Source organism: Pseudomonas frederiksbergensis, assembly GCF_003732665.1.
Lineage (GTDB): Bacteria > Pseudomonadota > Gammaproteobacteria > Pseudomonadales > Pseudomonadaceae > Aquipseudomonas > Aquipseudomonas frederiksbergensis_G.
Genome location: NZ_MOBP01000006.1, coordinates 775248 through 799410 on the forward strand (window position 1 = coordinate 775248; position 24163 = coordinate 799410).

The following is a 24163-nucleotide window of genomic DNA, read 5'->3' on the forward strand; positions in this document are numbered from 1 at the left end:
CTCCCACATTTGTTCCAGGGTGAACTCGATAATTGCATCCAACTCTGGTTTCTGTGGGAGCGAGCCTGCTCGCGAAAGCGTCCTGTCAGTCACATGGATATCGACTGACCCACCGCCTTCGCGAGCAAGCTCGCTCCCACATTTGTTCCAGGGTGAATTCGATATCTACCATCCAACCCCGATCCCCTGTGGGAGCGGGCTTGCTCGCGAAAGCGTCCTGTCAGTCACATGGACATCGACTGACCCACCGCCTTCGCGAGCAAGCCCGCTCCCACATTTGTTCCAGGGTGAATTCGATATCTACTATCCAACCCCGCTCCCCACTGATCGGCTCTCAAGCTGTAACCGCTTTCACATTCCGGCTGCTGATCACCAGCGCCAACATGCCAACTCCTACCAGCACGGCCCCGCACACTTCGATCAACGCCGGTTGCTGGCGCAGCCAGAACCAGTGGAACAGCGTGACGAACAAGGTGTTCAGGTAGACATAGGAAATCACCGTCGAAGGCGATATCACCCCGATTGCCCGGTGCAGCAACCAGAAGGTTGCCAGGGTGCCAAACAGCGCCAGGTACACCAGCCACAACATGTCGCTCACCGCCAGTTGCGCGCCGCTGCGCCAGCCGCCGCTGAACAGGCAGAACACCAGCAGGAAACCCGAGCCAAACAACATGTTCCAGAACGTCATCGCTACCGGGTCACGGCCCTTCAACGTCTTGGCCTTGAACCGCTGGCTCAGGGGCGAATAGAGCGCCATCGCCAGGCACCCGATACCGAAAACCAGCACCGGATACAGCGCCGGCAATTCCCCTGGCGCCGAGCCCTTGAGGATCAGCAGTACCGCGCCGAGTGCTGCAATCAGCATCGGCAACAGACGGGTTTTAAGGCTTGGGCTGGGCAGCAGGAACACTTCGAAGAACAGCGTCATCAGCGGCACCAGCGTATACAGCGTCGCAGTGTTGACCGCCGTGGTGTAGCGCAACGCTTCGAACAGCGAGCCAAAGTACGTCGCCAGCAACAACCCGAGCACGGCATGGGCGAGCAAGCCTTTGGCCGAGATCGGGGAGTGGTTTTTCAACAGCAGCAGCGGCAGAAACATCAACGCCGAGAACAACAGGCGCAGCCCGGTCAGCAGAATCGGATCGATCCCCTGGCTGACCTCGGCCGCGGCAAAGAACGACGCGGCGATCAGCATCGCCCAGATCAACATGCCCCAATGGGCTGCTGCAAAACCGACTTGTTTCATGTGTGCTCCCCGAGCGTTTGACTGCCAGACGCCATCATAGGTAGGCCGGCCTGCGGGCACGGGCGAGTTTTTAAATACCTGACCGCAATTACTTGCAGCGCGCGAAGCGGTCCTTTCAAGGACATGGCCGGACAGCCAGGAGGCAGGCCTTGAAAGGACAGGCGACGGTTATTGAATGTGTTGCGCGTAACGTTTCGGATTGAAGCGCAGCACCATCACCAGCATCACTGCCATCACGGCCGCGAGTGACCACCAGGCCCATTCGAAGCTGCCCAACTGGTCGCGAATCATCCCGGCAATCAGCGGCGACAGCCCGGCGATCAAGTAGCCGATGCCTTGCACGAAAGCGGTCAGGCCGCCGGCGCGGCGCGGGTTGTCGAGGTGATCAAGGGACACGATCAGGCTCATCGGGAACAGACCGCCGATGCCCAGGCCCAGCAGGCACGGCCACAGCAGGCTGAAGCGTTCCGGGCTGAGGATCAGGCCGCAGAAACCGGCCATGATCAGGGCGAGCAACACCGCCAGTACCAGGCGTTTGTCCTGGCTGCGGTTGGCAATCGCCGGGGTGACCAGGCCGGAGATGACTTCCATCGCGGTCAGGAACCCGAGCAGCAAACCGGCGTTCTGTTCGCTCCAGCCTTTTTCCACGTAATACGGCGCGAGCCAGGCCAGCACGCAGGTGTACGACGCCGTGCCCAAACCAAAGAAAATCGCCAGCAGCCAGGCCCGTGAGTTACCGGCGAACGATTCCTGGCGACCCTTCGGCGCGGCCGGCAATTGTGGAATGGCCGAGCGCTGGGCAAACCAGAAACCCAGGGCCAGCAGCGCCAGCAATGCCCAGATCGCCAGGCCCATGCGCCAACTGCCGGTTTGCGCCAGCACGAACGGCGAGAACGAGGCGGCAATGGCCGCGCCGCCCATGATCGACGTGACGTACAACCCCATGAACAGCGAGACGTTATCGCTGAAGCGCGATTTGATCAGCGCCGGCATCACCGCCTGAATCAGCGCGATGCCAACCCCGGCCAGGACCGCGCTGAGGATCAGCTCAAGGGTTGTGTCCAGGTACAACCGCGAGACCGTGGCCACACCGATGATCACCAAGGACAGGACAATGGTGCGGTGCTCGCCGAAGCGCTGCGCGACACGCATGCCGAGGAACATCGCCAAACCCATGGCCATGACCGGCAACATGGTCAGCAGCGAAGCCGTACTGAAACTCAGCGGGATGTCCCCGCGAATCGCCGACAGCAAAGGGCCGACCGCCGCCATGGACGGGCGCAGGTTGAGAGCGACGAGGATGATGCTGGCGATCAGCCAGAGGGCGGGGCGGGTAGTTGCGCGAACGTTTTCCATAAGCAAGCCTTCAAGAACAAGGTCTTGATTAGGCGCGAGGGGCAGGGCAGCGGCAAATCAGAAAGTCTGGGGCGGTATCGAGAAATTAAATAAACCGCCATCCGGTGGGAGCGGGCTTGCTCGCGAAGGCGCCGGGTCAGTCGACATCTTTGTTGAATGACACTGCGCCTTCGCGAGCAAGCCCGCTCCCACAGGTTTTGTGGCGCGTGTAATGTTTAGCCAGTCTGCAACCAAAGTTCTCCAATTGCCGATTTAACGGAGCATCCACCCATGTAACGCTGCTGCTCATCTGTTTTCTGCGGTTTCTTCTATGGACGGTTGGCCAATCGCACTTCCCTCCGAACTGGCCTTCTGGGCGCTGTGGCATTGCCGTCATGCGCGCCCGCCGGACTCCTGCGTTTCCCGTTGATTGTTCCTACAGGTCCCACGCCATGCGTCGGGATCAAACCGGCGGCGCCCGCGCGTTTGCCTGACACGGAAAAACGAGAATTCCCATGAGTTGTGCCACGACTTCCTTCGCCACACAGCAAGAAGCCCTGACCTTTCTGGAACAGAACCCGGATATCGAGATGTTCGAGTTGTTCATCGTCGACAACAACGGCGTGCCCCGGGGCAAATTGCTGCATCGCGATGAACTGTTGGCGGTATACGAAAGCGGCCGGCCCTTGCCGAGCACCATTCTTGGCCTGACGATCAATGGCGATGACGTGGAAAACTCCGGCCTGGTGTGGGACGTCGGCGATATCGATTGCCGCGCCTATCCGGTCAGCGGCAGTTTGCAGCGCATGCCTTGGCGGCTGATTCCGACAGCGGCGGTGCAGGTCAGCATGCACCCCACCGAAGGTTTGCCGGCGACCATTGCCGACCCGCGTCACTTGCTGGCGAAGGTGATCGTGGGTTTGCAGGCCGACGGTTATTACCCGGTGATGGCGGCGGAGCTGGAGTTCTATTTGCTGGATCAACAGCGCGACAGCAACGGTCGGCCACAACCGGCCCGGGACGTTGACGGACAGCGGCCACGTGCGACTCAGGTTTATGGCTTGCGCGAACTGGAGCAGATCGAGCCGTTCCTCGCCGACCTGTATAGCGCCTGCAAACTCCAGGGCATACCGGCACGCACGGCGATTTCCGAATACGCGCCGGGCCAGGTGGAAATCACCCTGGAGCACCGCGCCGACGCCTTGCAGGCGATGGACGAAGCGGTGCGTTACAAACGCCTGGTCAAAGGCGTGGCCCACAAGCACGGGATGGCCGCGTGCTTCATGGCCAAGCCCTTTGATGACCTGGCCGGCACCGGCATGCACATGCACGTCAGCCTGGCGGACAAGGACGGCAACAACCTGTTCGCCAGCGAAGCTGCCGACGGCACGCCGCTGCTCCGGCACGCGGTGGGCGGCATGCTCGGCACCTTGCTCGATTCGTTGCTGCTGTTCTGCCCGAACGCCAACTCCTATCGGCGCTTCCAAACCAACAGCTACGCGCCGCTGGCCCCCACCTGGGGCGTGGACAACCGCACCGTGAGCCTGCGCGTCCCCGGCGGCCCGGCGTTCTCCCGGCACATCGAGCACCGCATCTGCGGCGCCGACGCCAACCCGTATCTGGCCGCAGCGGCGATCCTCGCCGGCATTCATCGCGGCATCCGCGAGCAACTCGATCCCGGCGCCCCGGTAGAAGGCAACGGCTACGCCCAGGCCACCGAACGGCTGCCCACCGATTGGCTGACCACGTTGCGCGCACTGCAAGCTTCGACCTGGGCCCGGGAAGCCTTCGGCGGTGAATTCCTCGGCGTGTACCTGGCGGTCAAGCGTGCCGAATATCGGCAGTTCATGGGCGAGGTCGGAGAGCAAGACTGGCGCTGGTATCTGAACCAGGCCTGACCGTTTCGCAAATACTTTAAAAGTTTCATGTTTATACCGGGAGCCAACTAATCGTTGGCTTCTTTTTCACGAAAAATTGATGGTTCGCTGCTTAAAGTTTGTGCTGTCGCGGAAAATGAAATTTTCACATTTTGCCGGCGGCACTTCTTTTCAGGAACAGTCGACCCGCATGTTGAAATTCAAAGCCGTGCGCCCCGAGTGGGTGACACTGATTGCCAGCGCCTTCCTATTGGCCGGGTTTAACCTGGTTCTGTGGCAGCACCTTTTCGACATCACCGCCTCGAATGCCCAGGGTATCGTCATGCGCGTGGCGTTTGGCGTCATGGTGCTCGGTGCATTCAACATCGTTCTGACCTTGCTGGCGTTCCGGCCGGTGCTCAAACCGCTGCTGACGTTGATCTTCCTGATCAGCGCCGGCGTGGCTTATTTCATGAGCCAATATGGCGTATTAATCGACGCTGGCATGTTGCGCAACTTCGCCGAAACCAATGCCACGGAAGTGCGCGACTTACTCTCGATAAAGTTGCTGGGCTATGTTGCTCTTCTGGGTGTTTTGCCGTCGTGGTTGTTATGGAAAACACCGATCAATTATCGCGTCTGGCATCGTGATCTATTAAGTAAAGCATTGGTGAGCATTGCCTCAGTGGCGGTGATCGGTGGCGTTGCCTTGGTTAATTATCAGGGGTTGTCGTCGCTGTTTCGCAATCACCATGAATTGCACTTGATGGTCGTGCCAAGCAACTACATCGGCGCGTCAGTGGGATATCTGCGTGAGCAAGTAGCCTCGGCGCAACAACCCTTCGTCAAGATCGGCGAAGACGCCCGCAAAGACCTGACCTGGCAGGCCCACGGCCGCAAATCCCTGACCGTGCTGGTCGTGGGCGAAAGTGCCCGGGCCGAGAACTTCGGCATCCTCGGCTATGATCGCGACACCACCCCCAAACTGAGCCAGGAGGCGGGCCTGATCGCCTTCACCGACGTGCATTCCTGCGGCACGGAAACCGCCGTGTCGGTGCCGTGCATGTTCTCCAACATGGGCCGCAAGGATTACAACGCCAGCAAGGCGAAGAACGAAGAAGGCCTGCTGGACGTGCTCCAGCGTGCCGGCCTGGACGTGATCTGGCGCGATAACCAGTCAGGCTGCAAAGGCACGTGTGATCGAGTAACGATCGATGATGTGAGCAATTTGAAAGACCCGGTGTTGTGCTCCAGCAGCGAATGCCGCGATGAAATCCTCTTGCAAGGTTTGCAGCACTTTATCGACACACTGGATAAAGACACCGTGCTGGTCCTGCACCAGATGGGCAGCCACGGCCCGGAATACTTCAAGCGTTATCCCAAAGAGTACGAACACTTCACGCCGGTGTGTGAAAGCAATGCACTGAATAATTGCAGCCGCGAAAGCATCGTCAATGGCTACGACAACACCCTGGTGTATACCGATCATGTGCTGTCGACCCTGATCGATGTGTTGCGCAGCAACCAGGATAAAGTCGATACCGCGATGCTTTACCTGTCCGACCACGGCGAATCCCTGGGCGAGTACAACCTGTTCCTCCACGGCACGCCGTACATGATGGCGCCGGAACAACAGAAACACGTGGCCATGCTGGCGTGGTTTTCCGACAGCTATCAACGTTCGTTCTCGGTGGACACTCACTGCCTGCAACTCAGTCGTGAAAAACCCCTGAGCCAGGACAACCTGTTCCATTCGATGCTCGGTTTGCTGGAGGTCGACAGTAAGGTCTACAACCCGGACCTGGACATGTTTGCCGGCTGCCGCAGCACTGTGATAGACGGCGTGCTGGCTAAAAAATGAAGGTTTCGACTTATTTTTCACGGGCCGGTCGCTAACCTGCGACCGGTAGATATTCCAACAAGAGCCCCTGAACATGTCCGCGTTGCCTCCATCTGCCATCGAGCTTGAGTTTGCCCGGCGCTACGATCAGGAACACGCCCGCGTCTGCCTGCAGCCGCAACCCCGTGGCCTGGTCGGGCGCCTGGCGTTCTGGCGCGCCGAGCATCTGGTGCGCAGCGCCCTCAAGATTGCCGGCGAGCCGGGTTTGCTCCTGGACGTGGCTTGTGGCTCCGGGCGCTTCTGGCCGGTGCTGGCCGAGCATGGCAACCGGGTGATCCTGGCGTCGGACCCGTCCCAGGACATGCTCGACCACGCCCGCACCCATCACCCGCAGCTGTTGCTCGAACGGATCAAGACCTTTCAGAGCTCGGCGTTCACCATCGGTCTGTCGGCCAATGCGGTGGATTGCATTATTTGCATGCAGTTGTTTCAGCATATCGCCAGCCCCGAGCATCGGCTGGCGATGCTCCAGGAGTTTCATCGGGTCAGCCGTGACACGGTGATTGTCTCGGTGCGCCTTGAGCGCCACGTCAAGCGCCTGTCCCGCTCTGCCAGGGGCGTTGAGCCCGAACCACTGGTGAGCAAGGCGCTGGTGGAAGCGGAGTTCCGGCGGGCGGGTTTCGCCCTGGTCAGCCATCAGGATTTCTTTCCCGCGTGCTCGCGGCTGCGGGTCTACGTGCTGCGTAAGACCGGATAACCTCCCTTCGTCAGACATTTCTTGCCTTTAAGTGGGCATTTTCGCTAAAGCTCTTGTTCAGTGGATGCGCGGAAATCGCCGGGGGCGATATATACTGCGCGCCATTCTTCAAGGGAGAGCCGTGTGGCCATCGATATTCACTGGATTCGCGACAACGATAGCCTCGGTCAGTTTTGCGCCGAGTGGCAGCAGCTGCCATTCGTTGCCCTCGACACCGAATTCATGCGGGTCGACACCTTTTATCCGATTGCCGGCCTGTTGCAGATCGGCGATGGCGTACGCGCTTACCTGATTGATCCGCTGACCATCGATAACTGGCAGCCCCTGGCCGCGCTGCTGGAAAACCCGGCCGTGGTCAAAGTCGTGCATGCCTGCAGCGAAGACCTCGAAGTCCTGCTGCGCCTGACCGGCAGCCTGCCGGCGCCGCTGTTCGACACGCAACTGGCTGCGGCTTACCTGAACCTCGGTTTCTCCATGGGCTACTCGCGGCTGGTCCAAGAGGTGCTCGGCATCGACCTGCCCAAGGGCGAGACCCGCTCCGACTGGCTGCAACGTCCACTGTCCGAGACCCAGATCAGCTACGCCGCCGAAGATGCCCTGCACCTGGCGGAAGTCTACGTGCGTCTGCAACCCAAGCTGTCTGAAGACAAATACAGCTGGGTGCTGGAGGACGGCGCCGAACTGGTGGCCAACCTGCGCCGCGAGGTCGATCCGTACGAGGTCTACCGCGAAGCCAAACTCGCCTGGAAACTGTCCCGCGCCCAACTCGCGGTCTTGCGTGAACTGTGCGCCTGGCGCGAGCACGAAGCCCGCGCCCGGGATCTGCCGCGCAACCGCATCGTGCGTGAACATTCCCTGTGGCCGCTGGCCCGGACTCAGCCGGACAACCTCGGCGCGCTGGCGAAAATCGAAGACATGCACCCGCGTACCGTGCGTCAGGACGGCGAATTCCTGCTGGACCTGATCAAGCGTTCTGCCAGTGTGTCGCCTGAACAATGGCCGCCTGCGGTGCCGGAGCCATTGCCGGTGGACGCCGCCGTGCTGGTCAAGCAACTGCGAGCCATCGGCCAGGCCGAAGCCGAGCGCCTGAACATCGCGCCAGAATTGATGCTGCGCAAGAAAACCCTGGAAGCGCTGCTCAAGAGCGGCTACCCCAACGGTCCTTACCAATTGCCTGATTCGCTGCGTGGCTGGCGCCGCGAATTAATGGGCCAGGCGCTGCTCGACAGCCTGGCCACCGCCGGAGAACAGCCTTGAAACGTATTTGCTCCATTTACCGCAGCCTGAAGAAAAACGAGATGTACCTCTATGTGCTCAAGAGCGATGCACTGGAGCGCGTCCCGGAATCGCTGATGGCGGCGTTCGGCAAGCCCCATCACGCCTTCGACCTGGTGCTGACCCCCGAACGCAAACTGTCCCGCGAGGACATCACCGTGGTCCTGGAAAACCTTGAGAAACAGGGTTACCACTTGCAGATGCCGCCGGCCGAGGACGAGTACATTGAACACTTGCCCGAAGAGCTGCTGCGCCGCAACGACCCGATGTGATCGGCAGACAGGTTCCGTTCAGAACCTGTGTGAAAGACTGGAATGATTTTTATGATGGCCGCGGCGATGGAGTGATACTCCGTCCGCGGTCGTCTGCACTGTTTTGAAAGGTTTGAACCATGCGCGTTCTGATTGCTGAACACGACCACCCTGTGTACGCCCAGCTGCTGCGTCAGGCAGCGCCCGAGCTGGAAGTGCTGACCAGCGGCGACTCCGCCGAACTGGCGCGCCAGGCGGCTGATTGCCCGATCTGGCTCGGCCAGCCGGACTTGCTGGCGAACCTGCTGCGTCAGGGGCATCAGCCACAATGGCTGCAATCGACCTGGGCCGGCATCACGCCGCTGCTGGCCGACGGTTTGCCACGCCACTATCGCCTGACCCGGGCGGTGGGGATTTTCGGCCAGGTCATGGCTGAATACGTGTTGACCTATATGCTCGGTCACGAACGCGAGGTGCTGGCGCGGTTGGTCAGCCAGGTCGAGCGCAAGTGGGACAGTCGTCAGGGCCAGAGTCTGGCGGGGCGCAAAGTGTTGATCGTCGGCACCGGCGACATCGGCCAGACCGTGGCGAAATTCCTCGTGCCGTTTGGCGTGGAGTTGTACGGCATCGCCAGCGAAGCCCGGGAGCAGGCACCGTTTGTTGAAGTGGCCGCACTGGCCGACCTGCCGCGTCTGGTCGGTGAAGTGGATTACGTGATCAATCTGCTGCCCAACACCCCGAACACCCACGACCTTTACGACGCGGCGCTGTTCAAGCAATTCAAGCCGACCGGCGTGTTCATCAACGTCGGGCGGGGTGTGGCGGTGGTCGATGCGGACCTGGTGGAGGCCTTGAAAGAAGGGCATCTGGCGGGCGCGGTGATCGACGTCTGCCGTCAGGAACCCCTGCCGCAACGCCACCCGTTCTGGACCGCCTGGGGCCTGCTGCTGACCGGCCACAGCTCGGCACCGACCTCACCGACGATGATGGTCAACCTGTTCGTCGAAAACCTGCGGGCCTACGAAGCGGGCGAAGCGCTGCGCGGGGAAGTGGACTTCAATCGCGGGTACTGAATCCACCACCGCTTGAATCATGTGCAAAACCAACTGTGGTAGCGGGCTCGCTCGCGAAAGCGGTCTGTCAGTCAACATTGATGTTGAATGTGCCGCCCCCTTCGCGAGCAAGCCCGCTCCCACATGGGTTTTGTGGTGTCACTCAGAATTCGTGAACGCCCGAGATCACCTGTGGGAGCGGGCTCGCTCGCGAAAGCGGTCTACCGGTCAACATTGATGTTGAATGTGCCGGCCCCTTCGCGAGCAAGCCTGCTCCCACATGGGGTTTATGGTGTCACTCAGAATTCGTGAACGTCCGAGATCAACTGTGGGAGCGGGCTCGCTCGCGAAAGCGGTCTGCCAGTCAACATCGATGTTGAATGTGCCGGCCCTTTCGCGAGCAAGCCCGCTCCCACATGGGTTTTGTGGTGTCACTCAGAATTTGTGAACGCCCGAGATCACCTGTGGGAGCGGGCTCGCTCGCGAAAGCGGTCTACCAGTCAACATTGATGTTGAATGTGCGGGCCCCTTCGCGAGCAAGCCCGCTCCCACATGGGTTTTGTGGTGTCACTCAGAATTCGTGAACGCCCGAGATCACCTGTGGGAGCGAGCCTGCTCGCGAAAGCGGTCTGCCAGTCAACATTGATGTTGAATGTGCCGGCCCCTTCGCGAGCAAGCCCGCTCCCACATGGGTTTTGTGGTGTCACTCAGAATTCGTGAACGCCCGAGATCACCTGTGGGAGCGGGCTTGCTCGCGAAAGCGGTCTGCCAGTCAACATCGATGTTGAATGTGCCGGCCCCTTCGCGAGCAGGCTCGCTCCCACATTGGCATCTGCTGTGAACTCATGATTTGTGTACGCCCGAGATCACCTGTGGGAGCGAGCCTGCTCGCGAAAGCGGTCTGTCAGTCAACATTGATGTTGAATGTGCCGCCCCCTTCGCGAGCAAGCCCGCTCCCACCGTTTGGTTTTGCGGTGTGGGTTAGAGGGTGAAGTTGCCTTCCGCCGCGAGTTCGCTCAACGGGCGGCGCGGGCTTGGTTCTTCGCGGGCTTGCAGGTATTCGGCCAGGGTTGCCTTGTCGCCCAGCTTGCCAACGGCGACCGCTGCGTGCAGCGCATAGCCTTCGGGAATGTTCAGCTCCTTGCGGGTCAGTTCCTGGTCGAAACCGGCCATGCCGTGGGTGTGCCAGCCGCTGAGGCTCGCTTGCAGCGCCAGGTGGCCCCATGCCGAGCCGGTGTCGAAGGTGTGCCACAGCGCCGGGGTTTCTTCGGTGGCGCCGGGTACGGCGAAGGTGGTTTTCGAGATCACGATCACCAGCGCCGAGGCGTGTTGCGCCCAGCCGCGATTGAACTCGTTCAGCAGACCCAGGAAACGCTCCCAGTTCGGCGTGTCACGGCGCGCGTACAGAAACCGCCAAGGCTGCGAGTTGTAAGCCGACGGCGCCCAGCGCGCCGCTTCGAAGAAGCTCAGCAGGGTTTCTTCCGGGATGGCTTCGCCGGTGAAGGCCCGTGGCGACCAGCGATCAGTGAACTGTGGGTGAATGGCGTAATCGGCAACGCGTGGATTGGCACTCATGCAGAGGTTCCTTTGCTACGTTTGGGACAGGGAGTCGAATAAAAACCAGCGGCCGCAGTTGAGCTGAGCGATGAGGTTTTCGTGAGCCGTGGCAATTCACCGGAATGCAACGCGGTTGCGCGTTAATGGCCTTCAGGTTTGGCTCGTTGCGACTGGCAAAGCTACTTCGCGGCGCGGCAACTGACAAGTGAAGTTCTACCGACAGTCGCCAACGCTTGGCCCGCAAGGCCTGGGGCACTAGACTGGCGGCCTTTTCACCACCTGATGCTGATGCTTGAACCATGGCCGCCAAAGTCGAACCGTTCTGGATGCGCAAAACCCTCGATCAACTCGATCCCCAGGAATGGGAATCGCTGTGCGACGGCTGTGGCCTGTGCTGCCTGCAAAAGCTCGAGGACGAAGAAGACAACAGCGTCTACTACACGCGCATCGCCTGCAAACTGCTGGACCTGAACACCTGCCAGTGCACGGACTACCCGAACCGTCGCACGTTTGTGCCGGACTGCATCCAGCTCACCCCGGGCAAGGCTGAAGAGTTCCAGTGGTTGCCGCCAACCTGCGGCTATCGGCTGGTCAGCGAAGGCAAGGATCTGCCGCTGTGGCATCACCTGGTGTGCGGCGACCGCGAGGCGGTGCACCACGAACGTATTTCCCAGTCCGGGCGCATGTTCGCCGAAGGCAGCGTGCCGGAAGACGACTGGGAAGATCACCTGATTTTCCGGGCGGGTTAATTGTGGTTAGGGAGCTTGCTGTGGCGAGGGAGCTTTTCGGATCGCCGCACCGTCCCGCTTGAGTGCACAGCACTCACAAAAAAATAGGCAGTGATTATTGCCACAAGGAGTGTGTATGGCTGTGGGATTGCGGCTGGCGTTGGCCGTCGGGGCGTTGGCCCTGAGTTCATCGGTGTGGGCGGCGAAGAAGGTCGATCTGGATTACCACGTGCGCCTGTTGCCGCAAAGCGATCAGGCCGAAGTGCGCCTGACTCTGGCCCAGGGCTCGGCGGTGCGCAGCCTCGATTTTGATCTGGGCGACGGCAGCCACTACAGCGACTTCAAGGCCGACGGCCAATGGCAGCTCACACCGGGCAAAGCCGCCCGTGGCGTCTGGCATCCCGCCGCCGACAAGGCCAGCCTGACCTACCGCGTGCGCATCAGCCACGGGCGCAAAAACGGCAGCTTCGACACGCGCATGACCCCGAGTTGGGCGTTGATGCGGGGCGACGACCTGGTGCCACCCGCCAAGCTCGACCAACAGGACGGCATCGAGTTGGTGTCACGCCTGGAATTCGAATTGCCCAACGGCTGGAAAAGCGTCGAAACCGCCTGGCCGCGCATCGGCAAGAATAAATTCCGCATCAACAACGTCTCCCGGCTGTTCGACCGGCCCACTGGCTGGATGCTCGCCGGCCACCTCGGCAGCCGCCGCACGCGCCTGGGGGAAACCGAAGTCACCGTCGCCTCGCCGCTGGGGCAGGGCATGCGCCGCATGGACGTGCTGACGCTGCTGACCTTTATCTGGCCCCAGGCCCAGGCCGTATTCCCCCGTCACCCGAGCAAACTGCTGATCGTCGGCGCCAACGACCCGATGTGGCGCGGCAGCCTCGCGGCGCGGGAATCGATCTACCTCAACAGTCGCTTGCCGCTGGTCAGCGAAAGCGGCACCAGCCCGTTGGTGCGTGAGTTGGCTCAAGTGTTCGGGCGGGTCAATGACCGCCAGCACAGCGACTGGATCAGCGAAGGCCTGGCCGAGTTCTACGCCATCGAACTGGTGCGCCGCGCCGGTGGCATGAGTGATGAGCGTTATGAAAGTTTGCAGAAGAAACTGGCCAAGGACAGCCAGAAGGTGACGACCCTGCGTGGCTCGCAGATCAGCCCGGCGCAGATTGCCAGGGCTGTGTTGCTGCTACAGGAACTGGATCGGGAGATTCGAATCAAGACCCGCAACAAACGGTCGCTGGATGATGTGCAGCGCGGGGCGATGCATTTGGAGAGCGTCGATACCAAGGAATTCGTGCAGCTTGCCGAGAGCGTGATTGGCGAGTCTTCCAAAGTCCTCGATACCGAGTTACTTCAGTAACAACGCCTTCGCGAGCAAGCCCGCTCCCACAGTTGAATGCATTCCCCTGTGGGAGCGGGCTTGCTCGCGAAGAGGCCATCAGCCTCATCGCAACCTCCGAATCAAACTCCGGTTTTAGGCGATTTCAACGAATCATTACCCGTCACGGTGGCGGTCTTGGTCGCCGCCTCGGCATTGGCCTTCAACCGATTCAACTCCTCACCGGCGCGCTGAATCTTCGCCCGCACGTTGTTCATGTCCTGACGGCTTTTCTCCAGCAGGCTTTTCACCGAACTGTGCCCGGTAATGCCACGGGCCAGGGCCACGCCGCCAATCGCTACTTGAATCAAGCCAAACACACCACCGCGACGCAGGCCTTTGCCCATCATCACCACGCCACCGGCCAGGGAACCGATGCGCTCCCAGCCCTCGACGTTCTGTTCGTGGCGAGTCTGGAACGGGGTGGATTCGATGCGTTCTACGCGTTTGAGTTCGTTCATGATCTGTCTCCAGGCGTTCAGGAATGATAGTTAGCTGACTGCCGGGGGCGGCCGGTTGTTCCATCCAATGTGCGGTGATTCAGCGGAATTTCGCCCCCGAGCGGGTGTTCAGCCCCTTGGCCATGCGGTCGTAGAGCACAACGTTGACCGTGGCCGCCAGGTTCATGCAACCAGTGGTCGGGATGTAGACCACGTCTTCGCACCAGTCGCGGATCTCTTTATCCAGCGAACCGTCTTCCGGGCCGAAGATATAGAGGGCGCGGTCCGGATGGGTGTATTCCGGCAGCGAACGGGCGCCTTCCACCAGTTCCACGGCGACCGGCACGCAGCCCAGGGGCAGGATCTTTTTCAGATCGTCGATGCCGATCAGCGGGATGTCGTAGTGCACGCGCTTGGTGTCGGTGACGAAATCGGCGGCGCGCTCATAGCGCTTGCCGGTGTAAAACACTGACGCCACGCCATAACAGCCCGCGGCGCGCATCACCGAACCGACGTTCTCCGGTGACTTGGGGTTATACAAACCAATGCAGCTGTACCGTTTGTCTGCCACGAGCGGGGTGCCTTCGGGAAAAAGAGGGCGATTATACGGGGATTGGCCTGGAGCGGGCAGTTTCGGGATTGGCGGTGCCTGGGCGGCCGCCATCGCGAGCAAGCTCGCTCCCACAGGGAAATGTGGGGCGAGCAGAAATAGGTCGCCCGGCGCAGCACCCCTGTGGGAGCGAGCTTGCTCGCGAAAGCGGTGGGTCATCCAACAGGGATGGCGACTGACACGGCCCCTTCGCGAGCAAGCCCGCTCCCACAGGAGATTTGGGGCGAGCACAAATATGGCGCCCGGCGCAGCACCCCTGTGGGAGCGAGCCTGCTCGCGAAAGCGGTGGGTCATCCAACAGAGATTTCGACTGACACGGCCCCTTCGCGAGCAAGCCCGCTCCCACAGGGAAATGTGGGGCGAGCACAAATATGGCGCCCGGCGCAGCACCCCTGTGGGAGCGAGCTTGCTCGCGAAAGCGGTGGTTCATCCAACAGGGATGGCGACTGACACGGCCCCTTCGCGAGCAAGCCCGCTCCCACAGGGAAATGTGGGGCGAGCACAAATATGGCGCCCGGCGCAGCACCCCTGTGGGAGCGAGCCTGCTCGCGAAAGCGGTGGTTCATCCAACAGGGATGGCGACTGACACGGCCCCTTCGCGAGCAAGCCCGCTCCCACAGGGAAATGTGGGGCGAGCACAAATATGGCGGCCGGCGCAGCACCCCTGTGGGAGCGGGCTTGCTCGCGAAGGGGCCCGCCCAGCCAACATCAATCTGCGTCGTTGTTCCACCCCCCACCCAACGCCACGACCAGCCCGACACTCGCCTGCAACTGCCGTGTCTGCAACGTCTGCAACCGCCGTTGCGCTTGCAGCGCCGAGGTCTGGGCCGTCACCACATCCAGATAATTCACCGCCCCCGCTTCATAGCTGTTCATCGCCAAGGTCTGCGTACGCTGCGCCGCGTCAACGGCCGCTTGCTCGTCCTCCGCTTCCCGTTGCAGGTCGCGCAGTTGCCCGAGGTTGTCTTCGACCTCGCGCACCGCCCGCAGCACCTGACTGCGGTAATGCGCGGCAGCCTCTTCAAACTCAGCCTTGGCCTGGCGTTCATTGGCATCGAGGCGACCGCCATCGAAGATCGGCAAATTGACCAACGGCCCCAACGCCCAATAGCGATTGCCAGCGGCCAGCAGATTACCGCCGCCCGCCGTTTGCCCGCCGAGCAGCCCGGTCAGGCTGAAATCCGGATACCACGCGGCGCGGGCGACGCCGATGTTGGCGTTGGCGGCAAACACCCGGCGTTCGGCGGCGGCGATGTCCGGGCGGCGTTGCAGCAGGGTGCTGGGCAGGGCGCCGGGGACTGTGGGCACATTCAACCCTTGGTCGCTTGCACTGAGCTGGAAAACACTCGCCGGCTCACCCACCAACTCTCCAATCGCATGCTCGGCCAGATCCCGCTGCGCCCGCACATCGTCCAGTTGCGCCCGGGCCTCGGCCAGTTGGCTTTGCGCCCGGGTCAGGTCCAGTTCCGAGGCGATGGCGCCTTCGTAGCGGTCGCGGGTCAGTTGCAGGGCCTGGGTGTAATCGTCCAGGGAACTGGCGAGAATTTTCTGCTGGGCATCCAGGCCATTGAGCTGGATATACAGCGTCGCCAGTTGCTGTTGCAGGCTCAACCGCGCCGCCGCCAAATCGTCCGCCGACGCCTGGGCCTGGGCATCACCCGCCGCCACCTGGTTGCGAATTCGCCCCCACAAATCGAGGTCGAAATTCAGCGCAAACCCGGCGGTGTCGCTGTTGTACACCGACCGCTGATTACTGCCGCGCAACGGTTTGCCGTCCGACTGACGCTGGCGTAACGGCTGGGCGCTGGCGGTGATCTGCGGGAACAACCCGGCATGCAACTGACCGGCATACGCCTGCGCCGCATCGAAGTGCGCGAGGGCCGCCGCCAGGTCCGGATTGGCTTTTAGCAATTGCTGTTGCAGGTCGTTCAGGCGCGAATCCTGATAAATCTGCCACCAGTCCGGGCTCGACTCCTGAACCTTAGCCAGGTGCCACGGCCCATCGCTGGTCTGCTCGCGATACTGCGCGGGCAAGTCGATGGTCGGCGCCTTGTACGCCGGCGCCATTGAACAACCTTGCAGCAGCAACGCCATCGCTATTAGTTCAAGCCTTGGGCGCATGCACACCCCCAGCGTCGGCCAGTTGCACGACATCGCCTTCACGCAGGGCATCCGGCGGGTTATCCACCACCCGATCCGCCGGTTTCAGGCCCTGATCGATCACCAGCCGCTCCCCCAGATCCAGACCGATATGAATGTCACGCAAGTGCACATGGTTATCCGGATCGAGCACTGCCACCTGCGTGCCCTGGGCGCGGAAAATCAACGAACTGGCGGGAATGCTCACACTATGGGTATCCGCCGGAATCTGCAACGTCGCCTCGGCATAGTCGCCGGGCAACAACGCGCCGTCGGGGTTGTCCGCGACAAACTGCGCAAGCAAGGTTCCGGAACGCCGATCCACCGCTGTGGAGTCGCCAATCAACCGCGCACTGAAATGCTGTCCGGGATGTTCCGGCACGATCAATTCAGCCTGCATGCCCGGGCGAATCACACTTGCGTAGTTCTGCGGCACCGGTACGTAGAGGCGCAGTTGATGGGTGTCGGCGATGTCGAACAGTTGCGGATCGCTGTCATTGTCGGCCTTGATCAACTGGCCGATGTCGGTGTTGCGGGCGGTGATGGTCCCGGCGAACGGCGCACGGATGGTTTTGTAATCCTCCAGCGCCGACAGCCGGGCGTAATCAGCCGCAGCGGCATCAGCGTTGGCCTTGGCGGCGGCTGCGTTGGAGCGTTTTTCATCGGCTTCCTGACGCGACACAGAATGTGTCGCCAACAGGTTTTGCCAACGGCTGGCGGTGGTTTCGGCCAGGCGTGCGTTGGCCTGTTCCTGGATCAGTCGTGCGTGGGTTTGTGCCACTTGTTGATCGAGGTCCGGGCTGTCGATCTCGGCCAGAATCTGCCCGGCCTTCACATGGGCGCCGATGTCGGTTTTCCAGTCCTTGAGGTAACCGCTGACCCGCGCATGGATCGGCGCTTTGCTCCATGCCTCCAGATGCGCCGGCAAACGCAGGCTGTCGCCGTGCACGTTCTGTTGTGGCTGGAACACGCTGACCAACGGCATGGCGGCGGTTTCGGTCCACGCGGCCACGGCTTTCTCGTGGCGAGTGCGGGCCGCCAGACCGTTGGCCACCAGCAACGCGGCCAGGGTCAGGCCGCCGACCCCGACCCACATCAGGCGTTTGCGCGAGGGTTTTTGATCAGACATGAGTGCTTTCCCCAGAAAGGTTTTCTTCAGCAACAGCGCGAGAGGATTGACGTCCGTGAACCAGGCTGAACACCACCGGTACGAACAGCAGCGTGGCGGTGGTGGCGAGGATCAGGCCGCCGATCACAGCGCGGCCCAATGGCGCGTTCTGTTCCTCGGACAGGGCCAGCGGCAGCATGCCGATGATCATCGCCAGGGCGGTCATGCACACCGGGCGAAACCGGGTGTAGCCGCCTTCGAGCGCAGCCTTGAGCGCGTCGCCGTGTTCGGCCAGGCGTTCACGGCAGAAACTCACCACCAGAATCGAGTTGGCCGTGGCCACGCCCATGCACAGGATCGCCCCGGTCAGGGCCGGCACCGACAGCGAGGTGCCGCTGAGAAACAGCATCCACACAATCCCGGCCAGCGCGGCGGGCAGGGCGGTGATGATCACGAACGGATCGACCCAGGACTGGAAGTTGACCACGATCAGCAAGTAGATCAGCACCACCGCGCCGAGCAGGCCGAAGCTCAAACCGCTGAACGCTTCGTGCAGCGCATCGATCTGCCCGTGCAGGCTGATCACCGCGCCTTTGGGCCGCATGGACGCGGTGTCATCCAGCACTTTTTGAATGTCCTTGGACACGCCGCCGAGGTCACGGCCCTGCACATTCGCGTACAAATCCAGGGTCGGCATGATGTTGTAGTGACTGACCACCGCCGGGCTCTGCACCCGGGAAATGCTCGCCAAACCGCCGAGGATTTGCGATTGCCCGTCATTGCCGGTCACCGGCAAGGCTTCCAGCGACGGCAGGCTGTCGAGGCGATATTGCGGGGTGGCGGCGACCACCCCGTAAGACACGCCGTTGGCCGGGTTGAGCCAGAAGGTCGGCGCCGTCTGTGAGCTGCCGGCCAGGGACGCGACCATGCTGTTGGTCACGTCGCGCTCGGTAATGCCGAGGCCATTGGCCCGCAGTCGATCGACATTGACCTGCAACGACGGATAACCGGTGGACTGCTGGATGCGCAAATCCGCGACCCCGGCCACATGTTGCAGGCGTCGTTCCAGCTCCACGGCGTAGGCGCGGTTGGCTTCATCGTTCGGCCCGGAGATTTTCACGTCCAGCGGTGCCGGGGCGCCGAAGTTGAGGATCTGGCTGCTGATGTCTGCCGGCAGGAACGCAAAGTGGCTGCCGGGAAAACTTTCCGGCAAGGCTTCGCGCAGGCGTTTCACGTAATCGGCGGTGGGGCTGTGGTCGGTTTTGAGGCTGACCTGGATGTCGCCATCCTGGGGGCCGATGGTGCCGCTGTTGCTGTAGGCCATGTCGATGCCGCTCAGCGGAATGCCGATGTTGTCGACAATGGTGTCCAGTTCCCCGGCAGGAATGATCTCGCGAATCCGCGATTCGATGCGGTCGAACGCCGCCGCGCTTTCTTCAATGCGCGTGCCCAGGGGTAAGCGCACATGCAGCGACAGTGCACCAGCGTCGGTGGCGGGGAAGAAGTCTTCGCCCAGGCTCGGCAACAGCGCAAACGACGCCAACACACAGGCGAGGAACCCGAACAGGAAACGCTTGCGGTATTCCAGCGCCAGTTCCAGCAATCCGAAATAAGTGTCGCGCAGGTTGGAGAAATGCCGCTCGAAGCCCTGCTGAAAATTCAGCAGCCGTTGCAGCAATGGATGGTGGGTTTTGCGGTGTTGTTCACCTTCGTGATGGTTGATGAATTCATCTTCCGGGTGATGCCCCGGACCTTGTTCCGGCACATGGGGCTTGAGCAAAAACATCGCCAGGGTCGGCACCAAGGTGCGCGACAGAATGAAGGAACTGGCCATGGCAAACATCACCGCCAGCGCCATCGGCCGGAACAGGTAACCGGCGATGCCCTGCAACAGGAACATCGGCACGAACACGATGCAAATGCACAGCAGCGAGACGAAGGCTGGGCCGACAATCTGTTTCGCGCCGTCGAGGGTCGCGGTCTTCACCGCTTTGCCTTGCTCCAGATGCCAGTTGATGTTCTCGATGGTCACCGTGGCGTCGTCCACCAGAATCCCCACCGCCAACGCCAGCCCGCCGAGGGTCATGACGTTGAGGGTCTGGCCGCTGGCGGCGAGCAGGGCGATGGCCGACAACACCGCCAGGGGGATCGACGCCGCGATGATCAATGTCGAACGCCAACTGCCGAGGAACAGCAGGATCATCGCGCTGGTCAGCAATGCGGCGATGATGCCTTCCTTGGCCACGCTGCCCACCGACTGTTTGACGAACACCGAGGCGTCGCCCAGCAGGGAAGTCTTGAGCGACGGCGGCACGGTTTCGTTGATGCGCGGCAGCATTTGCCGAATGCCGTCGATGATCGACAGCGTGGAAATATTGCCGTTCTTAAGCGCCGGCATCAGCACCGCGCGGCGACCATCGACTCGCACGATGTTGGTCTGCGGCGGCGAGCCGTCACGCACGTGGGCCACCTGGCCGATGGTGATCAGCGCGCCGTCGACGGTTTTGATCGGCAGGTCGTTGAGTTCGTCGATGGCTTTCGGGCTGTTGTTCAGCAGCACCGTGTATTCGTTGGGGCCGAGCTTGGCGGTGCCCACCGGGATGATCTGGTTTTGTGCCGCCAGGGCGTTGCCGACGTCCTGGGCCGAGAGGCCTTTGGCGGCCAGGGCCTGCGGGTCGAGGTCGAGGGTAATCTGCCGCTGTTTGCCGCCCATCGGCGTGGGAATCGCCAGGCCCGGCACCGACGTCAGGGGCAGGCGAATGTTGTTCTGCACCAGGTCGCGGATTTTCGCTTCCGACAGCGTGGGGCTGGAGAACGCCATTTGCAGGATTGGCACGGTCGAGGCGCTGTAGTTGAGGATCAGCGGCGGGGTGATGCCCGGTGGCATCTGTTTGAGCACAGTCTGCGACACCGCCGTGACCTGGGCGTTGGCGGTGCGGATATCCACGCCGGGCTGGAAGAAAATCTTGACGATGCCCATGCCCGGCAAGGATTGCGACTCGATGTGCTCGATGTCGTTGACCGTGGTGCTCAGGGAGCGCTCATAGGTGTAAATCACCCGCCCGGCCATGTCCTGGGGCGCCAGGCCGTTGTACTGCCAGACCACCGCGATCACTGGAATGCCGATGTCGGGAAACACATCGGTGGGCGTACGCAGGGCCGCCATCGGCCCGATGATGCAGATGAAAATTGCCAGCACGATAAACGTGTAGGGCTTGAGCAGTGCAGTCTTTACCAGCCCGAGCATGCCGTAAACCTCCGAGGTCTTGAAATGCAATTGCCGGGCAGTCTTGCGCTTGCAACTTAAAGATTTGCCTTCACGGGGATGAAGAAATTTTTAACGTTTTCCTGAAAATCCTTTCATGGGCTTTCATTTGTCCGAACCGCTCTAGCCCGCCACTCTTCACCTCAAGCCGACTGCCCGTTGTCACACCTGGCGGCGGCGTCGGCGTCCATTTTGCGAGGTGTTTTTCCATGACATTCAAACCCCTTTTACTGATCCCGGGTCTAGGCCTGATGTGTCTGTTGTCGGCGTGTGCGGGACCGATGCCCAAGGCTGACCCGAGCGAAGCCTTTATTGGTCTGGAACAACCGGGAAGTGCCGATTTGCTCGCGCAGCGGATCGATGGCCAGCAGGTCAGTGACGGGCGTTACTTCGAGGTCAAGCCGGGCGCGCATCGGTTGGACATGACGCTGATCAGCGGCGCGGACGGTAATTCGCTGGACCTCAGTTGCACAGGGCACCTGAGCTACAGCGAGTTCAAGGCCGGCGAGCACTACCAGATCAATGCGTCGAGCGAGGGGCTGAAAGCGGGTGTCAGCCTGGTGGATTCCCAGGGCAAGCAGGTGGCGCAGAGCAGGGGCTTTCTGTGCTCCTAAACCTGCACAAAACCTGTGGGAGCGAGCTTGCTCGCGATGAGGCCCCCACATTCAACATCTCTATTGACTGACCCGCCGCTATCGCGAGCAAGCTCGCTCCCACAGGGGACGGCGGTGTATGAAGGAATTCATTCCAATGACATTTAAACAACTACTGTTGATTCCCGGCCTGAGCGTGGTTTGCCTGTTGTCTGCCTGCGCTGGCCCGATGCCAAAACCTGATCCGGGTATGGCCTGGATCGGGCTACAGGAAGAGTCGCCCAATGACATGCTGGCGGAGCGGGTGGATGGCCAGCGCATTGATGACGGTCGCTTCTTTGAAGTCGCTCCCGGCGCCCACGATCTGGCGGTGACGTTGTTTGAAATGCCGAGTGGCGATTCGAATCAGGAGGATTGCGAGGGCAAGGTGCATTTCACGCAGTTCAAGGCTGGCGAGCATTATCGGTTGGTGGAGTCGAGCCTGGGGCAGGAGGTGAGTGCGCGGCTTGAGGATTCCCATGGCAAGCAAGTGGCGCAGACCGGCGATTTCCAGTGCATGCCGGGCTAAACACCAAACCGTAGGAGCAAAGCTTGCTCGCGATGGCGTCCTCGAAACCGCTATCGCGAGCAAGCTTTGCTCCTACGGGCGATGGTGTTGTCGAAACCGCTATCGCGAGCAAGCTTTGCTCCTACAAGGGCATGGCGATTGGACGGTTTAGAGCGGTTCGGCAATCACATACCCCGACCCACGCATGGTGCGGATCAAGGGCGGCATTCCGGGCGGGTCGATTTTCTTGCGCAATCGGCCAATGTGCACGTCGATCAGGTTGGTGCCCGGATCGAAGTGATAACCCCAGACCTCTTCGAAAATCATCATCCGTGACAGGATCTGCCCCGGATTGCGCATCATGAATTCCAGCAGTTTGTATTCGGTGGGCAGCAGGCTCAGGGGCTGGTTGGCACGATTGGCCTCATGGCTGATCAGGTCCAGTTCGAGGTCGGCGATGCGCAGGGTGGTTTCGAAAGCCTTGGCCGGGCTCTTGCGCCGCAGCAACACTTCGACCCGCGCCGCCATTTCGTCGGTGGCGAACGGTTTGGCCAGGTAATCATCGCCCCCGGCGCGCAGGCCACGCACCCGTTCATCGACGTCGGAGAGGGCGCTGATCATCAGGATCGGCGTCGCCACGCCAATGGCGCGCAACGTGGTGACAATGGCCAGGCCGTCGAGCTCGGGGAGCATGCGATCGAGGGTGATCAGGTCGTAATTGCCACTGACTGCACTCACCAGCCCTTCGCGGCCATTACTCACCCAATCCACTTCAAAGCCATGGCTCTGCAACTCGGTGACGATTTCCTGGGCGGTCACGGCATCGTCTTCGATGGTCAGAATTCGGGACATGTCGGTTACCTTTCAAGCATTCCGGATGCCGCGATTCTGCCAAGAAACGGTGAGTGACTTGCTGAGGAAAGTTTCATGTGGGGAGGGGAGGAAATGCGCTAGGTCCTCCCTGGACTGCACTATCCCTTGTGGGAGCGGGCTTGCTCGCGAAGGGGTCGTGTCAGCCGACATCAATATCGACTGACCCACCGCATTCGCGAGCAAGCCCGCTCCCACAGGGATCTGATTGTCATGGCGGGTTACTGGGTGGCTGGCAGCATCGCCTTGAGCTTGTCCATCATCGAGCTCGGTGCATCGGTGATCTTGTTGCCCGCCGGGTCCTTGCTCCCCGAGCCGCTGGTATCGACGCCCGCGAGGATTTCCGCCAGGTTATTGAAGTGCCCGTCTTTCTTCTTGCCCCCGGCGACGGCATCGCCCTTGTCGTACTGGGTCAGGGCGTCTTGCAAGGTCTGGTGCTGGGTCAACCATTCCGGCTTGGTCTTTTCCTCGGGGCTCATGTTGTCGAGGAAATTCAGTGCAGCCTTGGCGCGACCGATCGGGTCATTGGCGAACGGGTCTTTCCAGTTTTTCTTCTGATCTTCCGGGCCGCTGTAGTGCCCCGACGCCAGCCGCGCCTGCTGTTGCATCAGGGCCTTGGCCGCTTCCTGCTCATCGCTGGAAAACTTGCCGCCCTCATTGGTGGCCACGGCGTTCAGCGAACGGCGATCGAGGTCGCCCATCAACGCATTCTTGTCTTCAACGCTGCCGGTGTAAGGCTTCTCGCCGGCCTTCATCTGCGCGTACTTGTCGTCCATGCGTTTGCGCGCATCCACGGCCACATCGGCGAAGGACTTGTCCTTGGAACTGGACACTGCGCCAGGCTGGGTCACGCCCAGCACCAGGGCGTCGGCGTTCATGCCCGCACGCACCGGAAAGTACGGCGCGTTGTTGCCGATCGAACCGCTGTAGTCGGTGGATTTTTTCGAAAGGCTGACCGCGTCATCGGTCTTGGCGTCTTTGGCCGCCTGCTCGGTGGCGCCGGTCTTGGCCTTGGCCTGGGCGGCGGCGCCATAAGCCAGCATCGCCGGGCTGTTGAAGGTGGAGGTGACGTTCATCGTTCACTGCCTTGAGTGTATTGATGCTGATACATCGCAAGAACAGTGCCATCAGGGTGAGTCGCAGTTTATGTGCCGGTTTGTAGCGGTTTTGACATGTATGCGCTGCGACAAGGATTGCCGGGAGCGGCAATTTATTGCCGCTTGGTACACCAAACCCCTGTGGGAGCGGGCTTGCTCGCGAAGGCGGTGTGTCAGGCAATATTTTTTTGACTGACACACCGCCTTCGCGAG

20 protein-coding genes are annotated in these 24163 nt (G+C 61.3%); 10 read left to right on the plus strand and 10 right to left on the minus strand.

What is annotated here, in order from left to right; all coding sequences use genetic code 11:
- Positions 1–334 precede the first annotated feature (334 nt).
- Both BK665_RS13720 and BK665_RS13725 read right to left on the minus strand, forming a co-directional pair.
- Positions 335–1246, minus strand: a complete 912-nt coding sequence (locus BK665_RS13720; protein ID WP_123406270.1) for a DMT family transporter — start codon at positions 1244–1246, stop codon at positions 335–337.
- A 168-nt stretch (positions 1247–1414) separates the two neighbouring features.
- A complete protein-coding gene (locus tag BK665_RS13725) occupies positions 1415–2602 on the minus strand; it encodes a cyanate transporter (protein WP_123406272.1) in 1188 nt (395 codons plus the stop codon).
- A 494-nt stretch (positions 2603–3096) separates the two neighbouring features.
- Here BK665_RS13725 and BK665_RS13735 point away from each other — a divergent pair, with 494 nt between their 5' ends.
- The 6 genes from BK665_RS13735 to BK665_RS13760 all read left to right on the plus strand — a co-directional run bounded on the left by BK665_RS13735 (position 3097) and on the right by BK665_RS13760 (position 9633).
- Positions 3097–4479: a glutamine synthetase family protein gene (locus tag BK665_RS13735; RefSeq protein WP_123406274.1), complete on the plus strand. Its 1383-nt coding sequence runs from the start codon at positions 3097–3099 to the stop codon at positions 4477–4479.
- A gap of 169 nt (positions 4480–4648) precedes the next feature.
- A complete protein-coding gene (locus BK665_RS13740; RefSeq protein ID WP_123406342.1) occupies positions 4649–6298 on the plus strand; it encodes a phosphoethanolamine transferase in 1650 nt (549 codons plus the stop codon).
- Between the two features lie 73 nt (positions 6299–6371).
- Complete coding sequence (locus BK665_RS13745; protein WP_123406276.1) at positions 6372–7034, plus strand: class I SAM-dependent methyltransferase; 663 nt, start codon at positions 6372–6374, stop codon at positions 7032–7034.
- Between the two features lie 123 nt (positions 7035–7157).
- Positions 7158–8291 (plus strand): ribonuclease D, encoded by a 1134-nt coding sequence (rnd, locus tag BK665_RS13750; RefSeq protein ID WP_123406278.1) that lies wholly within the window; start codon positions 7158–7160, stop codon positions 8289–8291.
- Positions 8288–8581, plus strand: coding sequence for a YcgL domain-containing protein (locus tag BK665_RS13755; RefSeq protein WP_007898694.1), 294 nt, complete (start codon positions 8288–8290; stop codon positions 8579–8581). The genes rnd and BK665_RS13755 overlap by 4 nt, the downstream gene beginning before the upstream one ends.
- A 119-nt stretch (positions 8582–8700) precedes the next feature.
- Positions 8701–9633: a D-2-hydroxyacid dehydrogenase gene (locus BK665_RS13760; RefSeq protein ID WP_123406280.1), complete on the plus strand. Its 933-nt coding sequence runs from the start codon at positions 8701–8703 to the stop codon at positions 9631–9633.
- Between the two features lie 960 nt (positions 9634–10593).
- On the opposite strand, the gene BK665_RS13780 is transcribed toward BK665_RS13760, so the two are convergent.
- Positions 10594–11187, minus strand: coding sequence for a nitroreductase family protein (locus tag BK665_RS13780; RefSeq protein ID WP_123406286.1), 594 nt, complete (start codon positions 11185–11187; stop codon positions 10594–10596).
- 281 nt (positions 11188–11468) lie between these two features.
- Between BK665_RS13780 and BK665_RS13785 the strand changes: the two genes are divergently transcribed.
- Together BK665_RS13785 and BK665_RS13790 are read left to right on the plus strand one after the other, a co-directional pair.
- Entirely contained in the window at positions 11469–11918 is a 450-nt protein-coding gene (locus BK665_RS13785) for a YcgN family cysteine cluster protein (RefSeq protein WP_123406288.1), read from the plus strand.
- Positions 11919–12033: 115 nt separating this feature from the next.
- The gene (locus tag BK665_RS13790; RefSeq protein ID WP_123406290.1) at positions 12034–13263 is read left to right on the plus strand and encodes a hypothetical protein; all 1230 of its coding nucleotides are present in this window, start codon (positions 12034–12036) and stop codon (positions 13261–13263) included.
- Between the two features lie 101 nt (positions 13264–13364).
- Here the strand turns inward: BK665_RS13790 and BK665_RS13795 are convergent, their stop codons facing one another.
- The 5 genes from BK665_RS13795 to BK665_RS13820 form a co-directional block, all read right to left on the minus strand.
- The gene (locus tag BK665_RS13795; protein ID WP_123406292.1) at positions 13365–13742 is read right to left on the minus strand and encodes a YgaP family membrane protein; all 378 of its coding nucleotides are present in this window, start codon (positions 13740–13742) and stop codon (positions 13365–13367) included.
- Positions 13743–13821: 79 nt separating this feature from the next.
- On the minus strand, positions 13822–14292 hold the full coding sequence (locus BK665_RS13800) for an RNA methyltransferase (RefSeq protein WP_010462134.1): 471 nt from the start codon (positions 14290–14292) through the stop codon (positions 13822–13824).
- 747 nt (positions 14293–15039) lie between these two features.
- A complete protein-coding gene (locus tag BK665_RS13810) occupies positions 15040–16452 on the minus strand; it encodes an efflux transporter outer membrane subunit (protein WP_123406294.1) in 1413 nt (470 codons plus the stop codon).
- Positions 16436–17599, minus strand: a complete 1164-nt coding sequence (locus BK665_RS13815) for an efflux RND transporter periplasmic adaptor subunit (protein WP_123406296.1) — start codon at positions 17597–17599, stop codon at positions 16436–16438. The genes BK665_RS13810 and BK665_RS13815 overlap by 17 nt, the downstream gene beginning before the upstream one ends.
- Positions 17592–20825 (minus strand): efflux RND transporter permease subunit, encoded by a 3234-nt coding sequence (locus BK665_RS13820; protein WP_123406297.1) that lies wholly within the window; start codon positions 20823–20825, stop codon positions 17592–17594. Before BK665_RS13820 ends, BK665_RS13815 begins: the two co-directional genes overlap by 8 nt.
- 227 nt (positions 20826–21052) lie before the next feature.
- Between BK665_RS13820 and BK665_RS13825 the strand changes: the two genes are divergently transcribed.
- Together BK665_RS13825 and BK665_RS13830 are read left to right on the plus strand one after the other, a co-directional pair.
- The gene (locus BK665_RS13825) at positions 21053–21457 is read left to right on the plus strand and encodes a PA0061/PA0062 family lipoprotein (protein ID WP_123406298.1); all 405 of its coding nucleotides are present in this window, start codon (positions 21053–21055) and stop codon (positions 21455–21457) included.
- A gap of 136 nt (positions 21458–21593) precedes the next feature.
- On the plus strand, positions 21594–22004 hold the full coding sequence (locus BK665_RS13830) for a PA0061/PA0062 family lipoprotein (protein WP_123406300.1): 411 nt from the start codon (positions 21594–21596) through the stop codon (positions 22002–22004).
- Between the two features lie 147 nt (positions 22005–22151).
- Here BK665_RS13830 and BK665_RS13835 read toward each other — a convergent pair whose 3' ends face one another.
- Both BK665_RS13835 and BK665_RS13840 read right to left on the minus strand, forming a co-directional pair.
- Complete coding sequence (locus BK665_RS13835) at positions 22152–22835, minus strand: response regulator transcription factor (RefSeq protein ID WP_123406302.1); 684 nt, start codon at positions 22833–22835, stop codon at positions 22152–22154.
- 239 nt (positions 22836–23074) lie between these two features.
- Positions 23075–23929 carry a hypothetical protein gene (locus tag BK665_RS13840; protein ID WP_123406304.1) on the minus strand — a complete coding sequence of 285 codons (855 nt, stop codon included), beginning with the start codon at positions 23927–23929 and terminating at the stop codon, positions 23075–23077.
- Positions 23930–24163: the final 234 nt, after the last annotated feature.